This window comes from Planctomicrobium mucosum (assembly GCF_051466335.1).
Classification (GTDB): Bacteria; Planctomycetota; Planctomycetia; order Planctomycetales; family Planctomycetaceae; genus Planctomicrobium.
This window is the reverse complement of the sequence record NZ_CP195793.1, coordinates 2,531,420-2,551,273: the sequence shown is the minus strand read 5'-3', so window position 1 is coordinate 2,551,273 and position 19,854 is coordinate 2,531,420. Positions and strand designations below refer to the sequence as shown.

The 19,854-nt window shown below is 52.6% G+C and carries 14 protein-coding genes; 6 read left to right on the top strand and 8 right to left on the bottom strand.

Annotated features, from left to right (window positions below; genetic code table 11):
- Nucleotides 1-46 precede the first annotated feature (46 nt).
- Entirely contained in the window at nucleotides 47-1,636 is a 1,590-nt protein-coding gene (locus SH668x_RS10280) for a DUF5691 domain-containing protein (protein ID WP_437184966.1), read from the bottom strand.
- Complete coding sequence (locus SH668x_RS10275; protein ID WP_437184965.1) at nucleotides 1,636-2,940, bottom strand: SWIM zinc finger family protein; 1,305 nt, start codon at nucleotides 2,938-2,940, stop codon at nucleotides 1,636-1,638. Before SH668x_RS10275 ends, SH668x_RS10280 begins: the two co-directional genes overlap by 1 nt.
- Before the next feature lie 326 nt (nucleotides 2,941-3,266).
- Between SH668x_RS10275 and SH668x_RS10270 the strand changes: the two genes are divergently transcribed.
- The gene (locus SH668x_RS10270) at nucleotides 3,267-4,199 is read left to right on the top strand and encodes a sugar nucleotide-binding protein (RefSeq protein ID WP_437184964.1); all 933 of its coding nucleotides are present in this window, start codon (nucleotides 3,267-3,269) and stop codon (nucleotides 4,197-4,199) included.
- 91 nt (nucleotides 4,200-4,290) lie between these two features.
- On the opposite strand, the gene SH668x_RS10265 is transcribed toward SH668x_RS10270, so the two are convergent.
- The 6 genes from SH668x_RS10265 to SH668x_RS10240 all read right to left on the bottom strand — a co-directional run bounded on the left by SH668x_RS10265 (nucleotide 4,291) and on the right by SH668x_RS10240 (nucleotide 12,350).
- Entirely contained in the window at nucleotides 4,291-5,298 is a 1,008-nt protein-coding gene (locus SH668x_RS10265) for an aldose epimerase family protein (RefSeq protein WP_437184963.1), read from the bottom strand.
- A 297-nt stretch (nucleotides 5,299-5,595) separates the two neighbouring features.
- Nucleotides 5,596-6,357: an SGNH/GDSL hydrolase family protein gene (locus SH668x_RS10260; RefSeq protein ID WP_437184962.1), complete on the bottom strand. Its 762-nt coding sequence runs from the start codon at nucleotides 6,355-6,357 to the stop codon at nucleotides 5,596-5,598.
- A gap of 47 nt (nucleotides 6,358-6,404) precedes the next feature.
- Nucleotides 6,405-6,830, bottom strand: a complete 426-nt coding sequence (locus SH668x_RS10255; RefSeq protein ID WP_437184961.1) for a hypothetical protein — start codon at nucleotides 6,828-6,830, stop codon at nucleotides 6,405-6,407.
- Between the two features lie 94 nt (nucleotides 6,831-6,924).
- Nucleotides 6,925-7,935: a DUF1559 family PulG-like putative transporter gene (locus SH668x_RS10250; protein ID WP_437184960.1), complete on the bottom strand. Its 1,011-nt coding sequence runs from the start codon at nucleotides 7,933-7,935 to the stop codon at nucleotides 6,925-6,927.
- A gap of 450 nt (nucleotides 7,936-8,385) precedes the next feature.
- Nucleotides 8,386-10,269, bottom strand: coding sequence for a vWA domain-containing protein (locus SH668x_RS10245; protein ID WP_437184959.1), 1,884 nt, complete (start codon nucleotides 10,267-10,269; stop codon nucleotides 8,386-8,388).
- Nucleotides 10,270-10,481: 212 nt separating this feature from the next.
- Nucleotides 10,482-12,350, bottom strand: a complete 1,869-nt coding sequence (locus tag SH668x_RS10240; RefSeq protein ID WP_437184958.1) for a vWA domain-containing protein — start codon at nucleotides 12,348-12,350, stop codon at nucleotides 10,482-10,484.
- Nucleotides 12,351-12,905: 555 nt separating this feature from the next.
- On the opposite strand from SH668x_RS10240, the gene rpsO reads away from it, so the two are divergent.
- The 5 genes from rpsO to SH668x_RS10215 all read left to right on the top strand — a co-directional run bounded on the left by rpsO (nucleotide 12,906) and on the right by SH668x_RS10215 (nucleotide 19,688).
- Nucleotides 12,906-13,175 (top strand): 30S ribosomal protein S15, encoded by a 270-nt coding sequence (rpsO, locus tag SH668x_RS10235; RefSeq protein ID WP_437184957.1) that lies wholly within the window; start codon nucleotides 12,906-12,908, stop codon nucleotides 13,173-13,175.
- 282 nt (nucleotides 13,176-13,457) lie between these two features.
- A complete protein-coding gene (pnp, locus tag SH668x_RS10230) occupies nucleotides 13,458-15,608 on the top strand; it encodes a polyribonucleotide nucleotidyltransferase (RefSeq protein ID WP_437184956.1) in 2,151 nt (716 codons plus the stop codon).
- Between the two features lie 9 nt (nucleotides 15,609-15,617).
- On the top strand, nucleotides 15,618-15,833 hold the full coding sequence (locus tag SH668x_RS10225) for a hypothetical protein (RefSeq protein WP_437184955.1): 216 nt from the start codon (nucleotides 15,618-15,620) through the stop codon (nucleotides 15,831-15,833).
- 102 nt (nucleotides 15,834-15,935) lie between these two features.
- Complete coding sequence (locus SH668x_RS10220; protein ID WP_437184954.1) at nucleotides 15,936-16,670, top strand: sensor histidine kinase; 735 nt, start codon at nucleotides 15,936-15,938, stop codon at nucleotides 16,668-16,670.
- A 303-nt stretch (nucleotides 16,671-16,973) separates the two neighbouring features.
- Nucleotides 16,974-19,688 carry a DUF1559 family PulG-like putative transporter gene (locus SH668x_RS10215; protein WP_437184953.1) on the top strand — a complete coding sequence of 905 codons (2,715 nt, stop codon included), beginning with the start codon at nucleotides 16,974-16,976 and terminating at the stop codon, nucleotides 19,686-19,688.
- Nucleotides 19,689-19,854 lie beyond the last annotated feature (166 nt).

The following is a 19,854-nucleotide window of genomic DNA, read 5'->3' as shown; positions in this document are numbered from 1 at the left end:
GCATCCATGTCGATGTCTGAAATTCGCGTGGCGAATCACCGTGTGCTCACTCGCCTGAATTTCCTTGCGGGGGACTCACTGCGATCTGGCGAAATTGATGCCGGAAGCGGATCACCTCGCCAAACCGTTGCAGATGAGTTTCCAGCTGAGCGTTTCTCCAAACTCCCTGACGATCTGGAGCAACACTCCACGGCTCCAACGCAGACGCGAAACAACTTGGTGACAGGCCGATCGCCGCCGGGAGTAACGTTTGACACCATTGCGAGGCAGTGACATCCGCGCGTGACTGGAAGAATCGCCGTGTGAATTTCAAATACTCAGCAGACAACTCACTCGACCAGGGGGCAGGGAGCTTTTCAGCACAACTTGCAAACGACAAAAAAGGAAAATCAGCAGCTCGTTTCAATGTCCACAACAATGCCTGATCGAGTTCGACCGGAGGAACTGCCTCTACGAATGCGGCAAACAGATCGGCTTCGACACCCTGCGATGGTCGCAGACCCGATGCACTCTTGAGACTCCATTCCCATAGAGGCTGAATCCATTGGTGCATTTCTGGAGTCGTCGGCAAATGGCGGATCAAGCTCTGAATCAGTCCAACGCGGATCGAGTCTTCATCTTCCGGATCGATTGCCTGAATGATTGGTCGCGGCTCCATCTGCAACTGCTCGACCAATATCGTGAGCGGCAATGCAGCGAGCAACTGTTGGATCCGATACGCTTGATGCCCCGATCCCGCCTGAGAAGTTGCTGCAATTCCGTCTTTCACCCAATCGGCGGGCAATTCACTCGGAAGGTCAAATCGAATCAGTGTCTTTCCGCGCGAATCCTTTTCCAGCACCAGCGATGACCGTATCCGATCCCGCATCCGCTGAGAGAGCGCTGAGTCGGGAATCAGTTGTAGTAGTTCGACACAAATCTCCTTCACTTTCCGCGACCGATCCGATCGCAACGATTCCAGAAAAGTCTCATCCTCCAGCGAGAGTCCGATTCGAAGTTGGTCGAGGAGTTTACACTTCTGATCGCCTTTTTCCGTGCCGATGATCTTGGCAAGCGTTTCACGGCCCAACGACGGATCGACCTCTCTTAACTGAGCGAGTGCACGCGTACGAACTTGAATCGAGCCCTCTTCGATCTGTTCTACGAAAGTGGAGACATCAAGGTCACTTCCAGTATTCTCATTGACCCATGTCCATTCAGGATTCAATGCGGCCAGCCACCGAGCACGGTTTCGGAACACTCGCTTGAGCTTCTCGCGCCGACTCGAATCCTGAATTGCGAATGCCGCTGGCAGGAGAGAGGTCGGAAAATCAAAATGCTCTTCCACCATGATCTTGAGAAACTCTGGAAGCAACCCGATCGACTGTGTAGTGAGTGTCGGCGCCAGTAATGGAATCAGCTCTGGAGGAGCGACACGACCGTGATCCTCTGGCGCAGGTGGCTGCGTTGGGACATCCGTGAGAACACGGCCAGCTGTTTGATAAATTGCCTTCGCGCCAGCCCTTAACAACACCTCACGTTCAGAAGTCTCAATCTTCTTCGAAACAAACAAAGTGTCGAGGGCATCTCCGTCGACCAGAGGGGGAGGGGGGGTCTGTCCGGTACCAAGCAATGCAGTTTTGACGAGCGGGTCCATCACATTCCTATGTATCGTTGATTGATCTCGAGACCCAGTACTTGAGCAGAATCTCCATTCCATTCCAGAACGATATTCGCTGGCAGTCCGCCAGTTTCAGCGAGGACCTTCCACGGTTCAAATGAACGGAGCGGAGCACCGCGTCCCTCACGATCTCGCAGATACCATCTTCCTCGTACAGAACTGACCGTCGAATTCGCGAGGACATAAGTCGCACTCATTGTCCACGGTGCAACCGCTAGCCGCTCAGAAAATTGTTCCAGAATCTCTTCCAACGACTGGAATCCGGACAATGTTCGAGGAGTCGAGATCGGGTCGGCCCGCTCTTGCACCCGCACTCGTTCCTGCCCTCCACCCGGATAGAATGTCAGTTCCGCACGAAAGGAGGTCCCAACCATGTAGAGTTCGGGGTAGGGCTGCTTTCCGGGAGAAAATTGAATAACGAGCCCAAATCGCTGAGACTCCAGCCCGTACAACCAAGTGCGCAGAACTCGGAGCCGGTCATCAATCTCCTCGCGCTGCCCGACGACCTGCCAGACGTCAACAACTCGCTCACCGGTAGCCTCGAGTTCCTGCTGGGTCACATTCCATCCAATGAGCTGTCGCACATCAGACTGCAAGGATTGAGGGAGAATATCGAAGGACTTGTACGCTTCCAGCAGGAGTTGTAGCCGGCCCATTGCGAATAACAATCGCTCCGGCCAATCCGGCGACGAGGCAGGAATCTCGCCCATCGCCCGGACGCGATTCGCGAGGCCACTTGCCTGAGCATCCACTAACCGCTTCGCCTGCAACTCCCATTGCGCCATCCCTTGAATTTCCAGCCCAGCTAATCCGTTACGTACAAGATCCATCAACCAACTCTCCAGTTGTTGAATCCCCCGTGCAACACGATCTTCTCGCTGTCCTGCTCGTTTCTGTTGAGCAACTGGATCAACTGGTTTCGGAGCTTCTGTTTCGACAGGTTCAGGCTTCGATGCCTTCGCTCTGCGTTTCTCGATCCATTCACGAACCGTCGCTGGCGGTTCTGTCTCCGTGAGCGCGTCCGGGGTCGTCACGAGTAACAGCATCAACGCCAACACATGACGACAAGGTCGTTTGCGGCTCGGACAGCTGCACTTGTATCCAAAGCTCTGTAAATCCACCGCGACGTGGTAGAACGTACTCCCCAGACATTGCCCCCAGATCACATCAGGCAGAAGTCCAGCCTGACTCCACAATCTCGGAGACATCGACTGCCGGGCTGCAGTCATTGATTGCGCATCGGGTGCGAGTTGAGCAATCTGTTCGAGATCAAATTGCAAAGCGGTCCCCTTGTTCTATGAAAACTCCTGTGAGCACAATTTAGCGTTCTCTTCAGTTGAAGTCGCCAATGACCAGCGAGAGAACCGCCTCTCTTTGGCAATCCGCACAAACCTCCCACACTCTGACAGTGAGTGGTTCCGTCCCGAGATTTTGCAAGTTGTACAACGAGCGAATTTGTGATCGGTAATTCTTGCCGATTGATCTTGGAGGAAATTTGAAGTCAGTCGTATACTCCTCTCGCTTCAGTCGTAACAGCTGACGCAAACGACTTAAAAGACGACGGGTCTGAGAGTTGAATCTCACACGCACAGCATGGAGGCAACGCGTGAATAAGTTTCTAGTAGTTGGTGTGGACACGGTCGCTGGTGCAAATCTGGCAGCCTCCTTCGCTGAACAACATCAGGTTTCGACCTGGGCTTCCGCCTCCGGTTACGAAATCGCGAACTGCGACGCCCTGAGCCCAGAGCTAACCCCGAGTGCTCTGATTTCCCAAAGTAGTGCAGACTGTGTTCTGTACTGTGGACCAGCAGCGCGATCTGCATGGGAGCCAGGAACGAAGGCACTCGTCAACGATGCGATGGTTGCGGACGCAGAAATGTGGGCGGCAACAGCCTCAGCAGCAAACGTCAAATTCGTCATGATTTCCTCAGACGCCGTTTTCAGTGGACCATGGATGTTCCACGATGAAAACAGCCTGGGACTTTGCCCGAGTTATCAGTCAGAAGCCATTCGCACTGCAGAATCACAAATTCTGGAAAACTGTGCCGGTGCCTTGATCGTTCGCACAAATACTTTCGGATGGTCAGCAGGTCCAGAGGGGTCTGGATGGGTCGAATCCCTGCTGAAAAACGTGGAAACCAAACGACTGGTTCAACAAGACCACATCCGACATTCCACTCCGATTCTCGCGACAGACATGGCGGAAATTGTTCGTCGTGCCTGCATGGAAAATCTCGAGGGGATCTTCCATGTCGCCGGGGCAGAGCGAGTCAGCCCGCTTTCATTCACTCAACGTCTGGCAGACGAATTCGAACTCCCTTGGTTGGCGCTTCGCCGTGAATCCTTCCTCTCTGAAGCACCACAAGACTTCGCAGAAGGTGAGTGTTCCCTTCAAACCAAGCAGATTCGCAAAGCACTCTGTGTCGCGATGCCGTTGCTCTCTGAAGGCCTGAAACGGCTTCACGCACAAGCTGAAAATGGCTATCGCGAGAAGTTGCGTTGCCCGCCGGTCGCTGCACCAGCCAGAAAAGTTGCCTAACAAAATTCATTCGTATTGGGTCAGGTCAAAGCCCGCCACAGCAATGTGGCGGGCTTTTTGATTGAGCAGATTCAACCCGACATCCCTTCTGTTACTCGACACTGAATCGGTGCTGGGTCAGTTGAGTGTACCGCTGACCGGGGAGGAGGATCGTCGTTGGAAACTGAGGATTGTTCGGGGAGTCGGGAAAGTGCTGACACTCCAAGCAGAACGCTTCATGCTGCTTCGCTCCCCCCACTGAAGCGGAACCATCGAAGTGATTCGCGGTATATAACTGAACTCCAGGAACAGTCGTCAGCACATCCATGACTCGTCCTGATTCTGAATCTTTCGCCCTCGCTGCGAAGCGAAGCGTGGAATCCCAATCCCGAATCACGAAGCAGTTATCGTAGCCGCCGTGCTTCTGAGGAATACTTTCTCCAATCGGATGCGGCTTTCTGAAATCAAACGGTGTCCCGGCAACTTCAAGAATCTTCCCGGTAGGAAGCACGTTGTCATCAATCTCCAAGACTGTGCCAGCGTTGATCTCCACATCGAACCCCAACACCGAACCGGCGCCTGCAAGATTCCAGTAGGTATGGTTCGTGAGGTTGATCACGGTTTTGGCATCTGTCGTCGCAGCGTATTCGATAGACAGCGTCGCCCCCTCGAGACGGTAGGTCACGCTGATGATTACCGCCCCGGGATAGCCGTCCTCACCGTCCTCGCTGAATGTCGAAAACTGAACGGAATTCTCATCCGCCGAAGATTGAAACTGACGGTGCGTCAGTCCTTTCTCTCCGCCGTGCAGATGATTAGGTCCGTTATTCAAAGCGAGCTGATAACTCTTTCCGTCGAGTGAAAACTGGCCTTTGCCAATGCGATTTGCAAATCGCCCGACGCTCGCTCCCAAATGGGAACTGTTATTCGCATAGGTCGAGAACTCTTCACCACCGACGACGATATTCTCGACAACCCCGTTTCGATCCGGTGCTCTCACAGAAACGAGCGCTGCCCCAAGATCTGTGACAGAAACTTGCAGGAACTCGTTTCTGAGAGTGTAAAGAAACGAATTGTTTCCCTGTGAAGTCGCCCCCCAAACCTGACTCGTGACCGACATTTCGTCCCCCTGTTCGGTGACTGATGGCAAGCTGAATTCGTCGTGCTGAAAATTCTCTCAGCAGATCTTGAGGCGTAGATTAACGAGTTTCTCCGCCAGGATGAATCATGGAGGCCACTCTGCGCTGATGGTTAATTCCTCGAACACACAAATGAAAGAGCCGACTGAATGGTGTTCATTCAATCGGCTCTAAATGTTCTGTGACCATCAAACAAAGGATGGAGAAGGGGCGGGAACCGACCGATTCCGATCTCGTTCAATCAGCACTAGAAATCGACGCACATATCGAATCTAACGTTATTTCTGCGGCTGAATCGTCGACCAAATCGCATCTGCGATCGCCTGCATCCCACGGTCACCTGGATGGTTCGCGACACCATCATGTTTGAAATCACGTTCGGAGCGGCCAAAATTCAGAGGATCCTTTGATAACTCTTGGATATCCAGAAAAATCACCTCTTCTGCTTCGCTCGCCCGACGCATCGCCTCATCTTTGGCAGGATCGGGATAAAATGAGCTTCGCACAACGATCGTCGACGCTCCCGATTTCTTTGCCTGCTGAATCAGATTCCGAAAGGCGTTTTCATAACCTTCCTGTAAGTCTTCAGAATCAAGAGCGCTGACATTTTCACCGATCGCGAGGACCACCAACTGTGGTTTGAATTCCCAAAATTCTTTCAGCTCCTCAGCGAAATTGAATGCCTGAAAACCTCGCTCGAAATCGGCAATATTCCGGACTTTGAATTGAGGCTTACCGTCCACTTCTTCTGCAATCTTATGAACGAGGACATGGACGTAGTCCAGGTCTTCACGACTGGCAGCCATTCCCCAGTTCCCGTCCCAACTCACCGACTCAAGCGGTGCATGAAAGGTAATGCTGTTCCCGAGAAACAGGATCCGGTCGACTGGACGATCTCCCAGGAAGAGTTCTTTCGTCGTTGTCGACGTTGGCTTTTCAATGTCGGCAGCATGAAGAGTAGTCACCAGCCCGCTGAACGCGAACAGGCCGATGACCACGAGAAGACGGTGAGCAATCGTCTTATTACACTGAAACTTCATTTCGAGAACCATTCCTTCATATGGAAGAGAAATCACCGAAGACAACACTACTTCATGGAGACGTCAAACGTCGACTTCGCTTCCTTCACTTCAAACACGAGTTCACTCGATTTGGGATTGCGATACTTCTTCGGAATATGTTTGGGGTCGGCCGGTTTAGGACGGGGCGCCATGGTGTCTTTAGGCATTGGAGGGGTTTCGGGGCGAACACTCACGTTTTGTTTGCCGAACAGCACACCCTGAACTTGATATGCCCCTTGCTCATCTAACAATCCGACAACTTCGTTTTTTGTCTGATCGTTCAGAAAGACGATTTCTCCGTCGGTGACCGGCGCTCCTTCGAACGTCACTTTACCAACAATGACGCCAGTCGTTGCTGCCGGTTCTGAAGTTGTGGAACCGCACCCTAGACAGACAACCAAGCTGACAAGCCCAAACATCACTTGAAAACGAGACGCAAAGCGGGATAACAAGGCAGCGACTCCATCGATCAAATTGAACAGGTGAACAACTACTAAAGAAGCCGCCTCCATAACTGCAAGTACGGCTTTTGACTTCGCACTTCAGTTAGAACTCGCCATTCACCCGACCGTCTGCCTTCATTACAACTGGCACAAAGACATTGAGAAAGTCGACGTTTTCAGAAATAAAACGGCTGTGGCCATCTGCCATCAAGATGAAACCGCCGCCAACATGTGCAGACTGCAGGGGGCGATTCGTCCCTTCGGGCAGCACCCCGTTTGCCTGAGACCAGATGTTTCCGTTTCGACCGTGCGTCATGTCTTTGCTACCGAGTGGAAAACGCACCGTTGTAATCCCCCAGGCGCGATTGTCATTGCCTGTCCACCCAGTGCCACCGGTCCGCGGCGATCCCGTCAAGCTGGTTCCCATCCAGCTGGAGTGGTTCTGCCCGGATCGCAGTTCTACCTGATTTCCATCCGCTCGACCGAAATCCGATTGCTCGCCGACCAAAGCCGTGTTTGAAGTCCCATCGGTAATCGACGCCATCGTGACTCTGCCATTCGGAATCAGAATTCCACCGCTGGAGACAATCCCATGTTGTCCAATTTCTGATTGGGTATCCATACCAGCTGGGCCGACTGCCGCTCCTGAAATACCAACGTAACTGGAACAAAAGTACCGTTTTACGACATTTGCAGATGGCACCCAGACGTCGATTGTGCGATCCATCGGACTCGATGGGCAAACTCCGGTTGGAGGAACAAGATTCTCCAGCAGAAGATAGTTGAAGCCGGCAGCTGGGAATCCGGGAGCCCCGTCCATACTGAGCTGATTATAGAGATTTGCCTGCTCCAAATAGGGGAGAAGCGAAACCCAGAAGGACATTCCCCAACCTGGCCCTCTGCACCCGGGAGGAAACGTGCCGTACACATCATGGTAGTTGTGAAGAGCGAGCCCCAACTGCTTCATATTGTTATTGCACTGTGATCTTCTTGCAGCCTCTCGCGCCTGCTGAACAGCGGGAAGGAGCAGTGCGATCAGTACTGCAATGATCGCGATGACAACCAGCAGTTCAATGAGGGTAAACCCTTTACGTCCCCAGACTTTTCCCAGCATTTTTTGCGACCCCAATCGAAAATCGATACAGAACTGAAACCACTTGAGAACCGAGCTGACAGCAGTTATTTGAAATTTGTGACACGATTTATCGTACCATACAATGAATAAACAATATGATCACAAGCGAATCGCAACAAACAATAACAATTCGTTGACATCTTACAACGCCGCCCCTCAGCAATTTCATGCGGGCTACATATAGCTTTAGGAGTGACGAGCTCTCGCCAAATCGCCGAAGGGCAGCGAAAGGAAGCGACGCCACCCAAGCAAAGTGGCTACCAGAGAGTTGAAGAGACAATCGCGTCTATGACACAACTACGAGAGCATCATGTCCCTTCCCGACGATGAGGTCGACGTGCTCCCACGGACCATCACCATCGCCTGAAAGGAGACCGATTGCGATGCAACACAGAAGGAGGAATTAGAAGGAGGAATTAGAAGGAGGAATTAGAGCTTAGGAACTACGGTGTTCATAGAACTGTACCTGGGATCTCGAAAACCTTCCTGCAAGCGGAAGCCAAAGCCCCATTCCCGTTCCTGTGCTGCGCGACGCGCCCATGGGGTTCCCGGATGGTTTGCGATCACCTGATTGTAAAGTTCAATTGCCAAAGCCTTCTGGGCTTCAAGTTCAGCCATATCAACTTTGGAATACCGTACCTCTTCGGGCGTTGGCTCAAGCATCTCCTGAACATTTGCAAGGTTCCACTCGTTGGATTTTGGGTCCTTCGGGAGAGGATTTTCACGTTCTTGAAGGTTTAATGCGAGTAGATACTGGAACTGCCTGACGCGATAGCAGAGAAGTTGAGCCAAGGCGAGATCGTAGGCGGCTCGCCAACGAGGTTCACTCTCCTTCGCTCGCAGCGGCGCGATTCCCTGCAATATCCGAATGCCTTCATTGAGTTTCCCTAACGATCTTAGTGCGCGTCCAAACGCAACCTGCTTCTGACGCTGGAACTCTGCTCGATCCATCGGGAAATTCCATCTTTGCAAATCGAGCTCGCCATCTTTCTCTGGATTGAGCCCATCGATCACCTGTGCAATCGACCTGCGGAAATCGCTCTTGTTTCGCTCCATTTCATAGGCTCGTCGAGCAAGGAGCATCGGCTCGTATTCCTTCATTGCCAGATCGTCGAACTTACGAGATCCCTGAGCATCCCGGCCGATGAGATCCTTTTCTTCCGAAGCGAGCATAAAGAAGATGCCGCCGGATTCTTTGGCGAGTCGAACCTGACCATAAGGTCCGAAGCCACTGGAAGCACTGTCCCAGCGTCCCCCAATACCATCGTATTGGAGACATTCAGGGAATTCCGTTTCAGGTCCGCGGTTCACGCGTGGCCAGTGGTGCAGTCCAGTTTCGGGATCGACCCACAGAATATGGGCGTAGGGATAACCAAAGATCGCCTCTCTCCCCATAAAATAGACAGGAGCTTTGAACTTGGACGAGCGAACGATGGCGTCTTCGACAAGTGTGTCGTCGTCACCACTCTCATCGGTCACCACAATCAATGCGAGTTTGCGATCGGCACGGGCGGTAATTGGTCCGAATTCATCAAGAGTTTTGACGATGGACGCAAAGGAGTTTTCCATTCCAGACTCGTCATCAGTGACGGACTCAATTGCTTTCTTAATAGCAGCGATGTCAGACGTCGGGGAGGGAAGTAGTTTACGGACGGTTCCACCGTAGCTGCAGACCATCGTATCCAAGGGGGAAATCTTCAGGTTTCTGGCTTTGGATTCCGTTTGCGCAATCTGAAGCTCTTCGTAGATCTTGTTGAAGTTCTCGCTAATTTCCTTGCGGTCATCCCTCAGACTGATGGACGCATCGAAAAGCCAGACAACTGTCACCGGTTGATTACGCATCATGCGGACTAGCTCCTGGGTCACACGCCCCATTGCCACTCCGTAGCCTTCGACCCTGGCGCCAGTTTCCCCTTTGACTTCACCTTCTCCCAAATCCATGCCGAGTTCAGCTGCGCCGGCGATCGTGATGTCGCTAATGGTCGCGACACTGAGGGCGGGCCCCTTCATGACTTCAGAAGAAGCGATTTTAGCCTGGGTTCCTGCTGCGGTTGCTCCTGTCGAACCGATCGATGTCGTCACCATCCCGCCGGCCGTTGCGGACAGTGTTGTGGACACGCGAGTATCAACGCTGAGGTCCTGATCAAACTGTTGTTGAACCCGCTCATCAGCGAGCACCGTTTCCACAGTGACCTGTTCCGGTTTGAGATGAATTTTCACCTGATAAATCCCCAAGATGGCCAACGCGACTCCGTGAATCAGCGTTGAGATCATCAGGGCTGGTCGCCCTTCAGCTGTAATAAAGTTCCACATGGGGCCACTCTCAATCGAGACCAAGTACCATTACAGACCGAATTGACACCTATCGAAAAAATCAGGACATCGTCAACCTACCTGCTATTTCGTTCAATCTGCTCAAAACAACACTCAGTGGAAATTCTGATTCGGGAAATCTGCTGAAAATAACGACTGCATGGGAACCGGAAGTGGTCAATTCAATCACACTTCCTCCAGACAGCGTCAAATTAGAGTTTCGGCGGATCGCGACGAACGGCTGTCGGCCGCCGCATTGCTTCCTGACGTTGATTCTCTTCGTCCGCCAGTAGCAACCTGGCCACTTCCTGGTCGTTTCCTCGCAATTGATCACTTCCGGGAATCGGACGGCTAAACTCCTGCCATGACCATCCCATTTCAGTGCTCAATTCTCGCTCAGCCAGAAGCGCCCAAGGGGTGCCGGGGTGATCATCGATGACACGTCGGAGATAGACTTTCGCCTGCTCAGACGCTTTACGCATTTCTGTTCCACTCTCGATCTTATCGGATGGAACGAGCCGCCACATGTTACCGGTATCGGTCGTAAAGGTCTTCGGCGATACTTTCATGCTGGCCAGCATCAGGTTGTATCCAGCGTAACGAACACGCATGGCCAGAATTCGCCCCATCGCGAGGTCAAAAGCCGCTCTCCAACGCTCTTCCTTTATCGACTCCCGTCCTTGTTCGCCAAGCTTCAAGCCTTCATACAGCCGTCGCAATGGCACATCCACTTCAGCGACTGGTTTCTGTGCCTCGGTCAGTTCATTACGCAAAATGTTGTCGTTATAAGCCCGGAACTCCAGCTGCGGGGCAGGGACAGAATCGACGTAGGTCATCCGAGCCACTGTTACGAGCGCGGCTTTCGCAGGGTTCTTCATGATCTCTTGCTCCTGAATACGACTCGGTCGATAATCAGGTGCATAGCGTCTCATCGTCGATCGCTCAAACGCATAGCCTTTAGACTCTTCCGTAATCAGGTATAGGCCGCCAGTCTCAGCACACAGTCGAGTGAGTGCATACGGCCCAAAGCTGGCCGACATCTGGTTCAATCTCCAGTCCGGACCTGCACCAATAAACGGGAGTTGCACAGCATCCGGGTAGGCTGACTCTGGCCCTTGGTCCACTGCGATGCTCTCGACATACCCATCATCATAGGTGTGCTGAACATACCCTTTTTCCGAACCGAAAACGGCAGCATTTCCAATGGTATAGACCTTGGTCGGAGTTCGCTTTGCCATGGCGATCACCTCTTCGAGGTGTTGATCGGCATCGTCTCCTTTTTCATCAGTCACGATGAATACCATGCGATTCCAGGGCCCACGACTCCGTTCGAAGTTCTTAAACTTGTCCAGAACCAACCTGAGGGCACCGAAAACATATTCTTTACCCGACTCATCCTTTTTAATTTTATTCCGAACGAGAGAACTCAAGTCACTGACACTTTGAATCGGTTCTGGAGTGAGTAACTCCGCACGTTCGCCATAGCTGGCGACAACTGAGTAAAGTCCTTCTGTCTGACCATCGCTGCCAAGCTGCTTGTAGATATTGTCGAAACGATCAGCAATTGCCCCTCGTCGAACATCAAGTGAGCCAGAAGCATCGAACAGCCAGATCACCAACGTCCGTCGCTGCTTAAGCGACTGCTGAATCTCGAATGCAACTCGGTCCATTGCCCCTGCGACACCACCGCCACCAACATCATCGCTTGTCCCTTTGATCGCGACTGCCGACGTCACATCCCCTTCCATCGTGGGAAGGCTGGCAATGCTGAACTCAGCGAGCTCCGGATTGAGAATCTGCTCGACCTTCTCGGTCAGCGGAGCGTCACTCCCGACAGAGGACGCCTGCATTGCAGCACCAACAGTGCTTGAAAGACTCGAAGAGCTCGATTTTGAGTCCGAGATCTTTTCAGAGAACACGAGGTCTTCGGCAGGAGCGACCTCACTGACATCCCCAATAATGGTGTTCACTTCTTTGGGAACTGGCATCGCCATCACAACGAAATGGAGTGAGGCCAGAATCGTCAAATTGAGGACGAGGCTAATTCCCCAAGCGGGGAGTTCTTTCAAGAACCGATCCATCCTGCCACCTTCATTGAGAACCATGAAGTCCGGTCTCCGAATAGCCAACTACCAAATTCAACAAACACTAAACTATTGCACGGCAATCAGAACAGCACAACGAGCTTATCAATCCAATCTACCACCACTTAGGGCCAGCGCCAGAGGAAATCCCCCCTTAACTGAACCTGAATCCCCCGAAACCTAGGAAATCAAACTCTTCGTGACTTGCAAAACTCATCCAACACTACTGATCAATCACAGACGTTTCCAGTTCAGGACTACCCCTGACTTACAGATGAACAACGCTCCGACTCGCCAGACCGACACCCTCGTGAATGCCAAATGCACGAAACTTCCAAAAATTCTAACCTTCAAGCTGACTGAAACATTCGCGAATACTTGGAAAAATATTGGTTGTTCTTCGAAACTTTTGGAAAGAACGTGCCAAACCAACTGACAACCGTTGAATTGAAGAGCAACTCTCATTACATTTTGCAGCTTGAACCGCAACAAAGCAAAAAAGTTGAGGAAGGTCGCAACACTTCATGCGGCCTGGCGAGGGAGCCTTATTGAATGTCAGTTACTAAAGAACGTAAGACGCAACTCATTGGTGAATTTCAGCGTAGCACCGAAGACACTGGCTCGCCAGATGTCCAAATCGCAGTGCTGACCGAGCGAATCAACACTCTGACCGAGCATCTGCGGGGTCACCAGAAAGACCACGCTGGTCGTCGCGGATTGCTCATGATGGTAAGTCGTCGCCGAAGTCTGCTCGACTACGTGAAGAGCGAAGATGCTCCACGATACGTCGAATTGATCACCCGATTGGGTATCCGTAAGTAGTTATCACGAACAGAGATGACGTGCAACCACTCATCTCTGTTCTGTTTTTATGCCTGTCTGAATGGTCTTCTCAAAAACGGCTCTGTTAACAGGGTCCGTTTTTGCTCTGCGCGATAACCATTTCTCGCACCAGCCTTCAGAGAGTCTCGCTGGAGTTGTCTCAGCGGTACAGCGCTGTTGGCTTCGCTGTCTCGTAACATTCGCCGCTGGCAAGCTTTAAGTTGCTTGTTGAACTCGTATTGTAATCAGCCAATGTTGTTGTCGTAGTAGTAGGAATTCTCTATGAAAGTTGAAGTCTCTTGTGAGTTCGCCGGGCGTACTCTCTCTCTGAGCACCGGCGAGCTGGCCAAACAGGCCAGCGGTGCAGTCCTCCTCCAGTATGGCGAAACCACGATTTTCGTGGCTGCTCAATCTGGTCCATCCCGTCCAGGAACGGACTTCTTCCCACTCACTTGCGACTACCGTGAGCGGTTTGCAGCAGCTGGAAAGTTTCCGGGCGGCTTCCTGAAGCGAGAAGGTCGTCCGACTCAACGCGAAGTCCTGACATCCCGCCTCACTGACCGTCCGATCCGCCCGCTGTTCCCAGAGGGATACATCGACGAAGTTCAGGTCATGGCAAACGTCATGTCCTTCGACGGCGAAAATGATCCGGACGTTCTCGCGATTACTGCCAGTAGTGCAGCCCTGAGCGTTGCTCCCGTTCCATTCCAGGGGCCTATCGGAGCTGTTCGCGTCGCCCTGATCGATGGCGAATTCGTGCTGATGCCGACCATCGCCCAGGTCAAAGAGAGCGATCTCGACCTCGTCGTCGCAGGAAGCCGACATTCGGTTCTGATGATCGAAGGTTTCGGAAAGCAGATTCCTGAAGAGCAGATGGCTGACGCACTGATGTTCGGCCATCGTGCGATTGTCAAGATTTGCGATTTGCAAGAAGAGCTGAAGAAGAAGATCAACAAGGCACCTGTCGAGTGGGTTGCGCCTCCAGTGAATCCGTTCATCGCGATTATCCGCGAAGAAGCTGGCAACAAGATCCGTCAAACTCGCCAGAATCCGAAGAAGGTTGAGCGATCCACTCAGACCGCAGCCGTTCGCGATGCACTCCTCGAGAAGTATTTCCCGAATGGTGTTGAGGTAAACGAAGCTGGCCAGACTCGTGCTCAGCTGAAGGACGCATTTCATACCGTTGAGAATAAGATTTGCCGCGAACTGACTCTCGCTGGCAAGCGTCTCGATGGTCGAGGTCTCACCGAACTCCGCAAAATCGAATGCAAGGTAGACATTCTGCCTCGTATTCACGGTTCTTCGCTGTTCACACGCGGTGAAACCCAATCACTGGCAACAGTCGCTCTCGGTAGCGTCCGTGATGCTCAGCGAGTTGACAGCCTGATCGAAGAGTCGTCAGAGCAATTCTACCTGCACTACAACTTCCCATCCTTCTCGGTTGGCGAAGTCCGTCCTATTCGCGGACCAGGTCGTCGCGAAATTGGCCACGGTGCACTTGCTCAGCGTTCTGTTGAACCTGTGATTCCATCGAAGGAAGACTTCCCGTACACAGTTCGGGTTATCTCCGACATTCTCGAGTCAAACGGAAGCAGCTCAATGGCTTCTGTTTGTAGTGCAACACTCGCGCTGATGGCTGCTGGTGTTCCAATCACTCAGCCTGTCGCTGGTATTTCCATCGGACTGGTCAAAGAAGGCCGAGAATACGTCACACTGACAGACATCATCGGTGACGAAGATCACTTCGGTGATATGGACTTCAAAGTAGCTGGTTCCCAGAAGGGAATCACGGGGATTCAGCTCGACCTGAAGAACGACGGGATCAACGAAGAGATCATCCGTCAGACTCTCGAGCAAGCCCGCAACGCCCGACGCGAACTCCTCCGCACGATGCTGACCACGATTCGCCGTCCACGTCCGGAACTTCCGGAGAGTGCTCCACGAATCGTCAGCACCAAGGTTCATCCAGAGAAGATTGGTATGGTCATCGGGCCGTCAGGCAAGATGATTCGTGCAATCCAGGAAGAATCCGGCACCCAGGTCGACATTTCTGATGATGGTTCAGTCGTCATTGCAGGTCCAAACAAGGACGCTTGCTCTCTCGCACTGTCTCGCATCGAAGCACTGACCGAAGAAATCAAAGTTGGCCGTGTTTACACAGGCAAGGTCAACTCCATTAAAGACTTCGGTGCATTCGTTGAGATTGCTCCAGGTAAAGATGGCCTTCTTCACATCAGTGAACTGTCAGACGGCTACGTGAAGTCCGTTGCAGACGTCGTGAAGGTCGGCGATACCATTGAAGTCAAGGTGATCGCGGTTGACGACCAGAATCGTGTCAAGCTGTCACGAAAGGCGCTTCTCGCTGAGAAGGCTCCAGAAGGTGAAGATGCTGACATCGAAGACGATGAAGATCTCGAAGACGATGAAGAATAATCACACCGAATGGTGACTAGTGAAACCGGGAGCGAACCTCCCGGTTTTTTTATTTCCATCGCCCACGCCACTGATCACACCAAGCGGGCAGGGGAGAGTTTCCCGACGACATTCAGAGAGATCGACAATCTCGAACGTGTGACATTGGTAACGGCCAAAACCGTGACTTACACTCAACAGATGAACGCACACGCCTATTCCGGGGGAGACTGGCGGAGAATGTAGGCAAAAGCTCATTCAAACGCTGTGCTAATCGCCGCAGGAACGCCACACACTCGCGAGCGGCGATCGAGCGTTCAATCGGACACCTGAGGAGCGTTACCACAATTGAACGACACGACCAAAACTCCGAATGGAATACGAGAAGAATTCAATCGTCTCGAACGCCAGTACACTGAGGTCGCCGCTCTTGCGGGCGGGTTAGCGCATGAGATTCGAAATCCGCTGTCGACGATCAGCCTGAATCTTGATCTTCTGTTTGAAGAACTCGGCACAATCAAAGACCCCGCGGCCCAGCGTATGTTGCGCAAGGTAAGCACCATTCAGCGTGAGTGCGAACACCTTGACGAAATCCTTGAAGCGTTTCTGCAGTTCGCAAGAGCCGGTGAACTCACACAGGAACAGTGCGACGTCGCGGAACTGATTCGCGATTTCCTGGAGTTTTATCGCCCTGAAGCGGAACAACATCGTCTCGAAATTCGCCCTCATCTTTCAGGCGATCTTCCAGAGATCTCGCTGGACAGTCGTCTCATGCGACAGGTTCTTAGCAATCTGGTCCGCAACGCTCAGCAAGCGATGCCCAATGGCGGCCTCATTGAAATTCAAGCATTCAAACGTGGAGACTTCGTTGTCATCGAGATCATCGACAACGGATGCGGTATGAGCAGGGAATCGTTGGAAAAAGTCTTCAACATCTTCTATTCGACGAAATCCGGGGGGAGCGGACTGGGATTGCCAACCGTCCGTAAGATCGTCGAAACCCACGGTGGGACGCTGCATGCTGAAAGTGAAATCGGTCGCGGCACCCGCATCTCAATGAGCTTTCCAATCAGCAAGCAATAAGATCCGAGGCGAAGCAACCGCCCAGCGTGTGGTGATGATGGAACCGGCACCGTCATCGAAAAGACCGACCGGATCAGGTAGGACTCACTCAAAATCAGATAATCCAATCAGACATCCCCTTGGATTTCGAGCTGGAACTTATTTATAGTGAAAACATTAAAGCGTGTTTATCCGGAAACTGGGTTTTCCCATGAGGGGGCTCAACCAGCGTAATCGCTGTCGGAATCCATGCTGAATCCTCATTTCATTACGCAATTCGCTACGGCACCGACTCCAATCGATCTACTCGGTCAAGGCGCTGGTATGTCACACAAAATTGTTTGGGCTCTTCTCGCTTCTCTCTGTTTGCACGGGTGTGGCAACTCATCGGAGTCAGTGGCGCCGCCGCCTCCACCTGCTGCCAGTGCTCCGCCAAATTCGAGTGCGCCAGCAGTCGCCACAGCACCTGCAGGTGCCCCGACGATGCCTCCTCCGGGCGCCCCTTCGGGCCCCATCCCCTCACCAAGCGCTTCTCCGAGCGGAGCAGGGGCCAATTCGCTCTCGGAGCAAATTAAGGCTGCGATCGCTGCCCCTCGCCCCACTGGTGGTACTGTTGACCGGATGAAACGCATTGGAGATGCACTGTTTCAGTTCGAGCTAGCGAACAAACATTTGCCGGCACTGGATGCATCGGGGCAACCCAACTCGCCTCAAGGGCTCAGCTGGCGTGTGTATCTGCTGCCACAACTTGGAGAAACACTTCTCTTCCAGCAATTCAAACTGAACGAGCCTTGGGATAGTCCACACAACTCTCAGCTCATTGAACGCATGCCGCCGGTGTATGGAAGCAATCCAGCCGGGATGACACGCATTCATGTTTTCACTGGCCCCGGTGCTCCTTTCCAAAATGGAATCGGTCCAAAACTGCGCGAATTTGAAGATGGTCTCGGAAACTCCTTGATGCTCGTTGAAGCAGCAGAGAGCACGGAAACACCTTGGACACAGCCAACTGGTCTGATTTTCAATCCGGAGAACGCAGCAGCGGCTTTAGGAGATATTGGGAATGATTTCCTTGGTCTCACCGGCGACAACAAGATCAAGCGAATCCCCGCTAATGCCTCTTACCTGTCGAACTTGATTACGAACAAAGACCACCAGTTAATCCCTGGTGAATTCCACGACGAGAAACTGATCGTCAGAGAAACTGGCAAGAGAAACTTTGTCGATCCGCTTCCCCCTGCAAATACCTCCAAGCTGGACTGGAAGTACACCCCTGCTGATACCAAGATGATTCTTTCGATTCAGACGCGGAAAATCATCGAGAGTCCGTTTGTTCAAAGCTCCATCAAGTCAGCAGCAAGACCCGGAGAAAACGTCAACGATGTTCTGCGGCGTGCCTCCTCCGCCCCGGGTGGGGCAGATGTCCAAATGAATGCGATTGAAGAAATTCGCATGACCTCCGATCTGAACTTTGGAGGCGGAATGGACTTTCTTCAACACCGTGGTGAACTCCCAGACGGCTTGACGACGGTCAGAATGCGATCCTCGATCCCGTTCGACCTCGTGTACCTTCTTGATGAGTTCAAAAAGGGAGCGACACCGCCTCAGTTCGAAGAGATTCAAGGAGTTCCGACAGTACTGATCGCCCCTCTCACATCGATGGCATTTTTGAGCGACCGAGAATACGTGATCGCCCGCACAGCGACACTGAAGGACTTAATTGCAAAACGCGAGAGCGAAACGACAGGGGTCGCTGCAATCACGGCTCATCAAGGTGCCCCTGATCGTACCATTACACTTACTGCAGATCTTTCTGGAATCGATCTGAATGCAAGAATGACTGAAATGGGTCCAGCTGGCGGAATGGTCAAGAATTTTCTGCCTGGCTTGATGCAGACGAACACGATGCAACTCGTTGTCGACCTCATGGCGCCGCAAACCTTGGAGTTGATTGCGACCATCCGTGATGCAAGCCAGTCTGGATCAACCGCGACAGCCCTGAATGGATTCATCGCTCAAGGGAAACAAGCAGCATTGGCTCAGATGAGTCAGCTTCCAGCGAGTAACCCGACAGCATCACTCCAGAAGAAATTCACTGAAGAATTTTTTGCGAGTCTCAACGCGAGTGGTGAAGGGGATCGAGTCCTCGTTCGACTCAACAGACTCCCCTCGATGGACGAACTTCCTCCACTCGTCGGCCCAGCGGTTGAATTGGCGAATCGCCGACAAATGAGTCGCCCTGGCGCCCCATTGGCCCCCATCGACGAGCCTTCCGAGATCGAATTCGCTGAAAACCCATTGATGCCGGTAGCGGCGGGACTGATCGCATACAATGCGGCCAATGGCTATTTGCCAAAACCAAACAACTCTGGAGAACGAACCGACAAAAACACCAGTTTGAGTTGGAGAGTTCACCTGCTTCCGTTCATCGGGGAAGCAGATTTATACGCCCAATTCAAAATGGATGAACGTTGGGACAGCAAGCACAACAAGACCTTGATTGAAGAGATGCCTGCAATTTTTGGTGACAGTCCCGAAGGGAAAACCCGAGTCCATGTGATCCTCCTCCGAAACGCGATTTTCTCAAACAACGCGTTGGTGAGTCTCGCAGCGATCAAAGATCCGCTCGATGAGAGGCTTTTGCTTATCGAAGCAGGGGAAGAAAAATCGGACTTCTGGACGAAACCGGGGGGATTACTCTTCGATCAGAAGGACGTAAAAAAATGTCTCGGGACTCCTGATGATCCCGAGCTTGGCTATCTCGCTGTGCACGCTGATGCAACTCCGTTTTTCATTCCTGCTGAGATCGCAGCGGGCGAACTGACGGACCTACTTCAAGTCACGCTGGATAAGGACGCGATGAAGAAGCTCACCGCTCCGGGAGCACCTCGAGGCGCAGGTGCACCTCCATCCGGAGGCCGACCTGGTGACTTGCAACCAGCTGGCCCTCCAGGAAGCGGGATGCCCTCAGGCTTGATGGTTCCGGGGGCCAATTCGGGGAGTCGGCCAGCCCCCTCAATGAGACCAGCCCTCCAATGAGAATCAGAGGGTAACGAGAATCTCGCACCTGCGAAGTCAGCTCGATCCCTGAATGGATGTTCGAGACGAAAAAAAGAGAGCGGAGGCGACGACTTTAGTTGTCATCGCCTCCGCTCGAATTTCTGCATCTTGATCGACATTGGGTTCCGGCAGGTGTCGGCGACAA

Bases quoted from the DNA above. Each gene is read 5' to 3' on its own strand.
- SH668x_RS10280 (WP_437184966.1), bottom strand. From the start codon at position 1,636: ATGGACCCGCTCGTCAAAACTGCATTGCTTGGTACCGGACAGACCCCC.
- SH668x_RS10265 (WP_437184963.1), bottom strand. From the start codon at position 5,298: ATGTCGGTCACGAGTCAGGTTTGGGGGGCGACTTCACAGGGAAACAAT.
- SH668x_RS10260 (WP_437184962.1), bottom strand. From the start codon at position 6,357: ATGAAGTTTCAGTGTAATAAGACGATTGCTCACCGTCTTCTCGTGGTC.
- SH668x_RS10250 (WP_437184960.1), bottom strand. From the start codon at position 7,935: ATGCTGGGAAAAGTCTGGGGACGTAAAGGGTTTACCCTCATTGAACTG.
- SH668x_RS10245 (WP_437184959.1), bottom strand. From the start codon at position 10,269: ATGTGGAACTTTATTACAGCTGAAGGGCGACCAGCCCTGATGATCTCA.
- SH668x_RS10240 (WP_437184958.1), bottom strand. From the start codon at position 12,350: ATGGATCGGTTCTTGAAAGAACTCCCCGCTTGGGGAATTAGCCTCGTC.
- rpsO (WP_437184957.1), top strand. From the start codon at position 12,906: ATGTCAGTTACTAAAGAACGTAAGACGCAACTCATTGGTGAATTTCAG.
- pnp (WP_437184956.1), top strand. From the start codon at position 13,458: ATGAAAGTTGAAGTCTCTTGTGAGTTCGCCGGGCGTACTCTCTCTCTG.
- SH668x_RS10225 (WP_437184955.1), top strand. From the start codon at position 15,618: ATGGTGACTAGTGAAACCGGGAGCGAACCTCCCGGTTTTTTTATTTCC.
- SH668x_RS10215 (WP_437184953.1), top strand. From the start codon at position 16,974: ATGTCACACAAAATTGTTTGGGCTCTTCTCGCTTCTCTCTGTTTGCAC.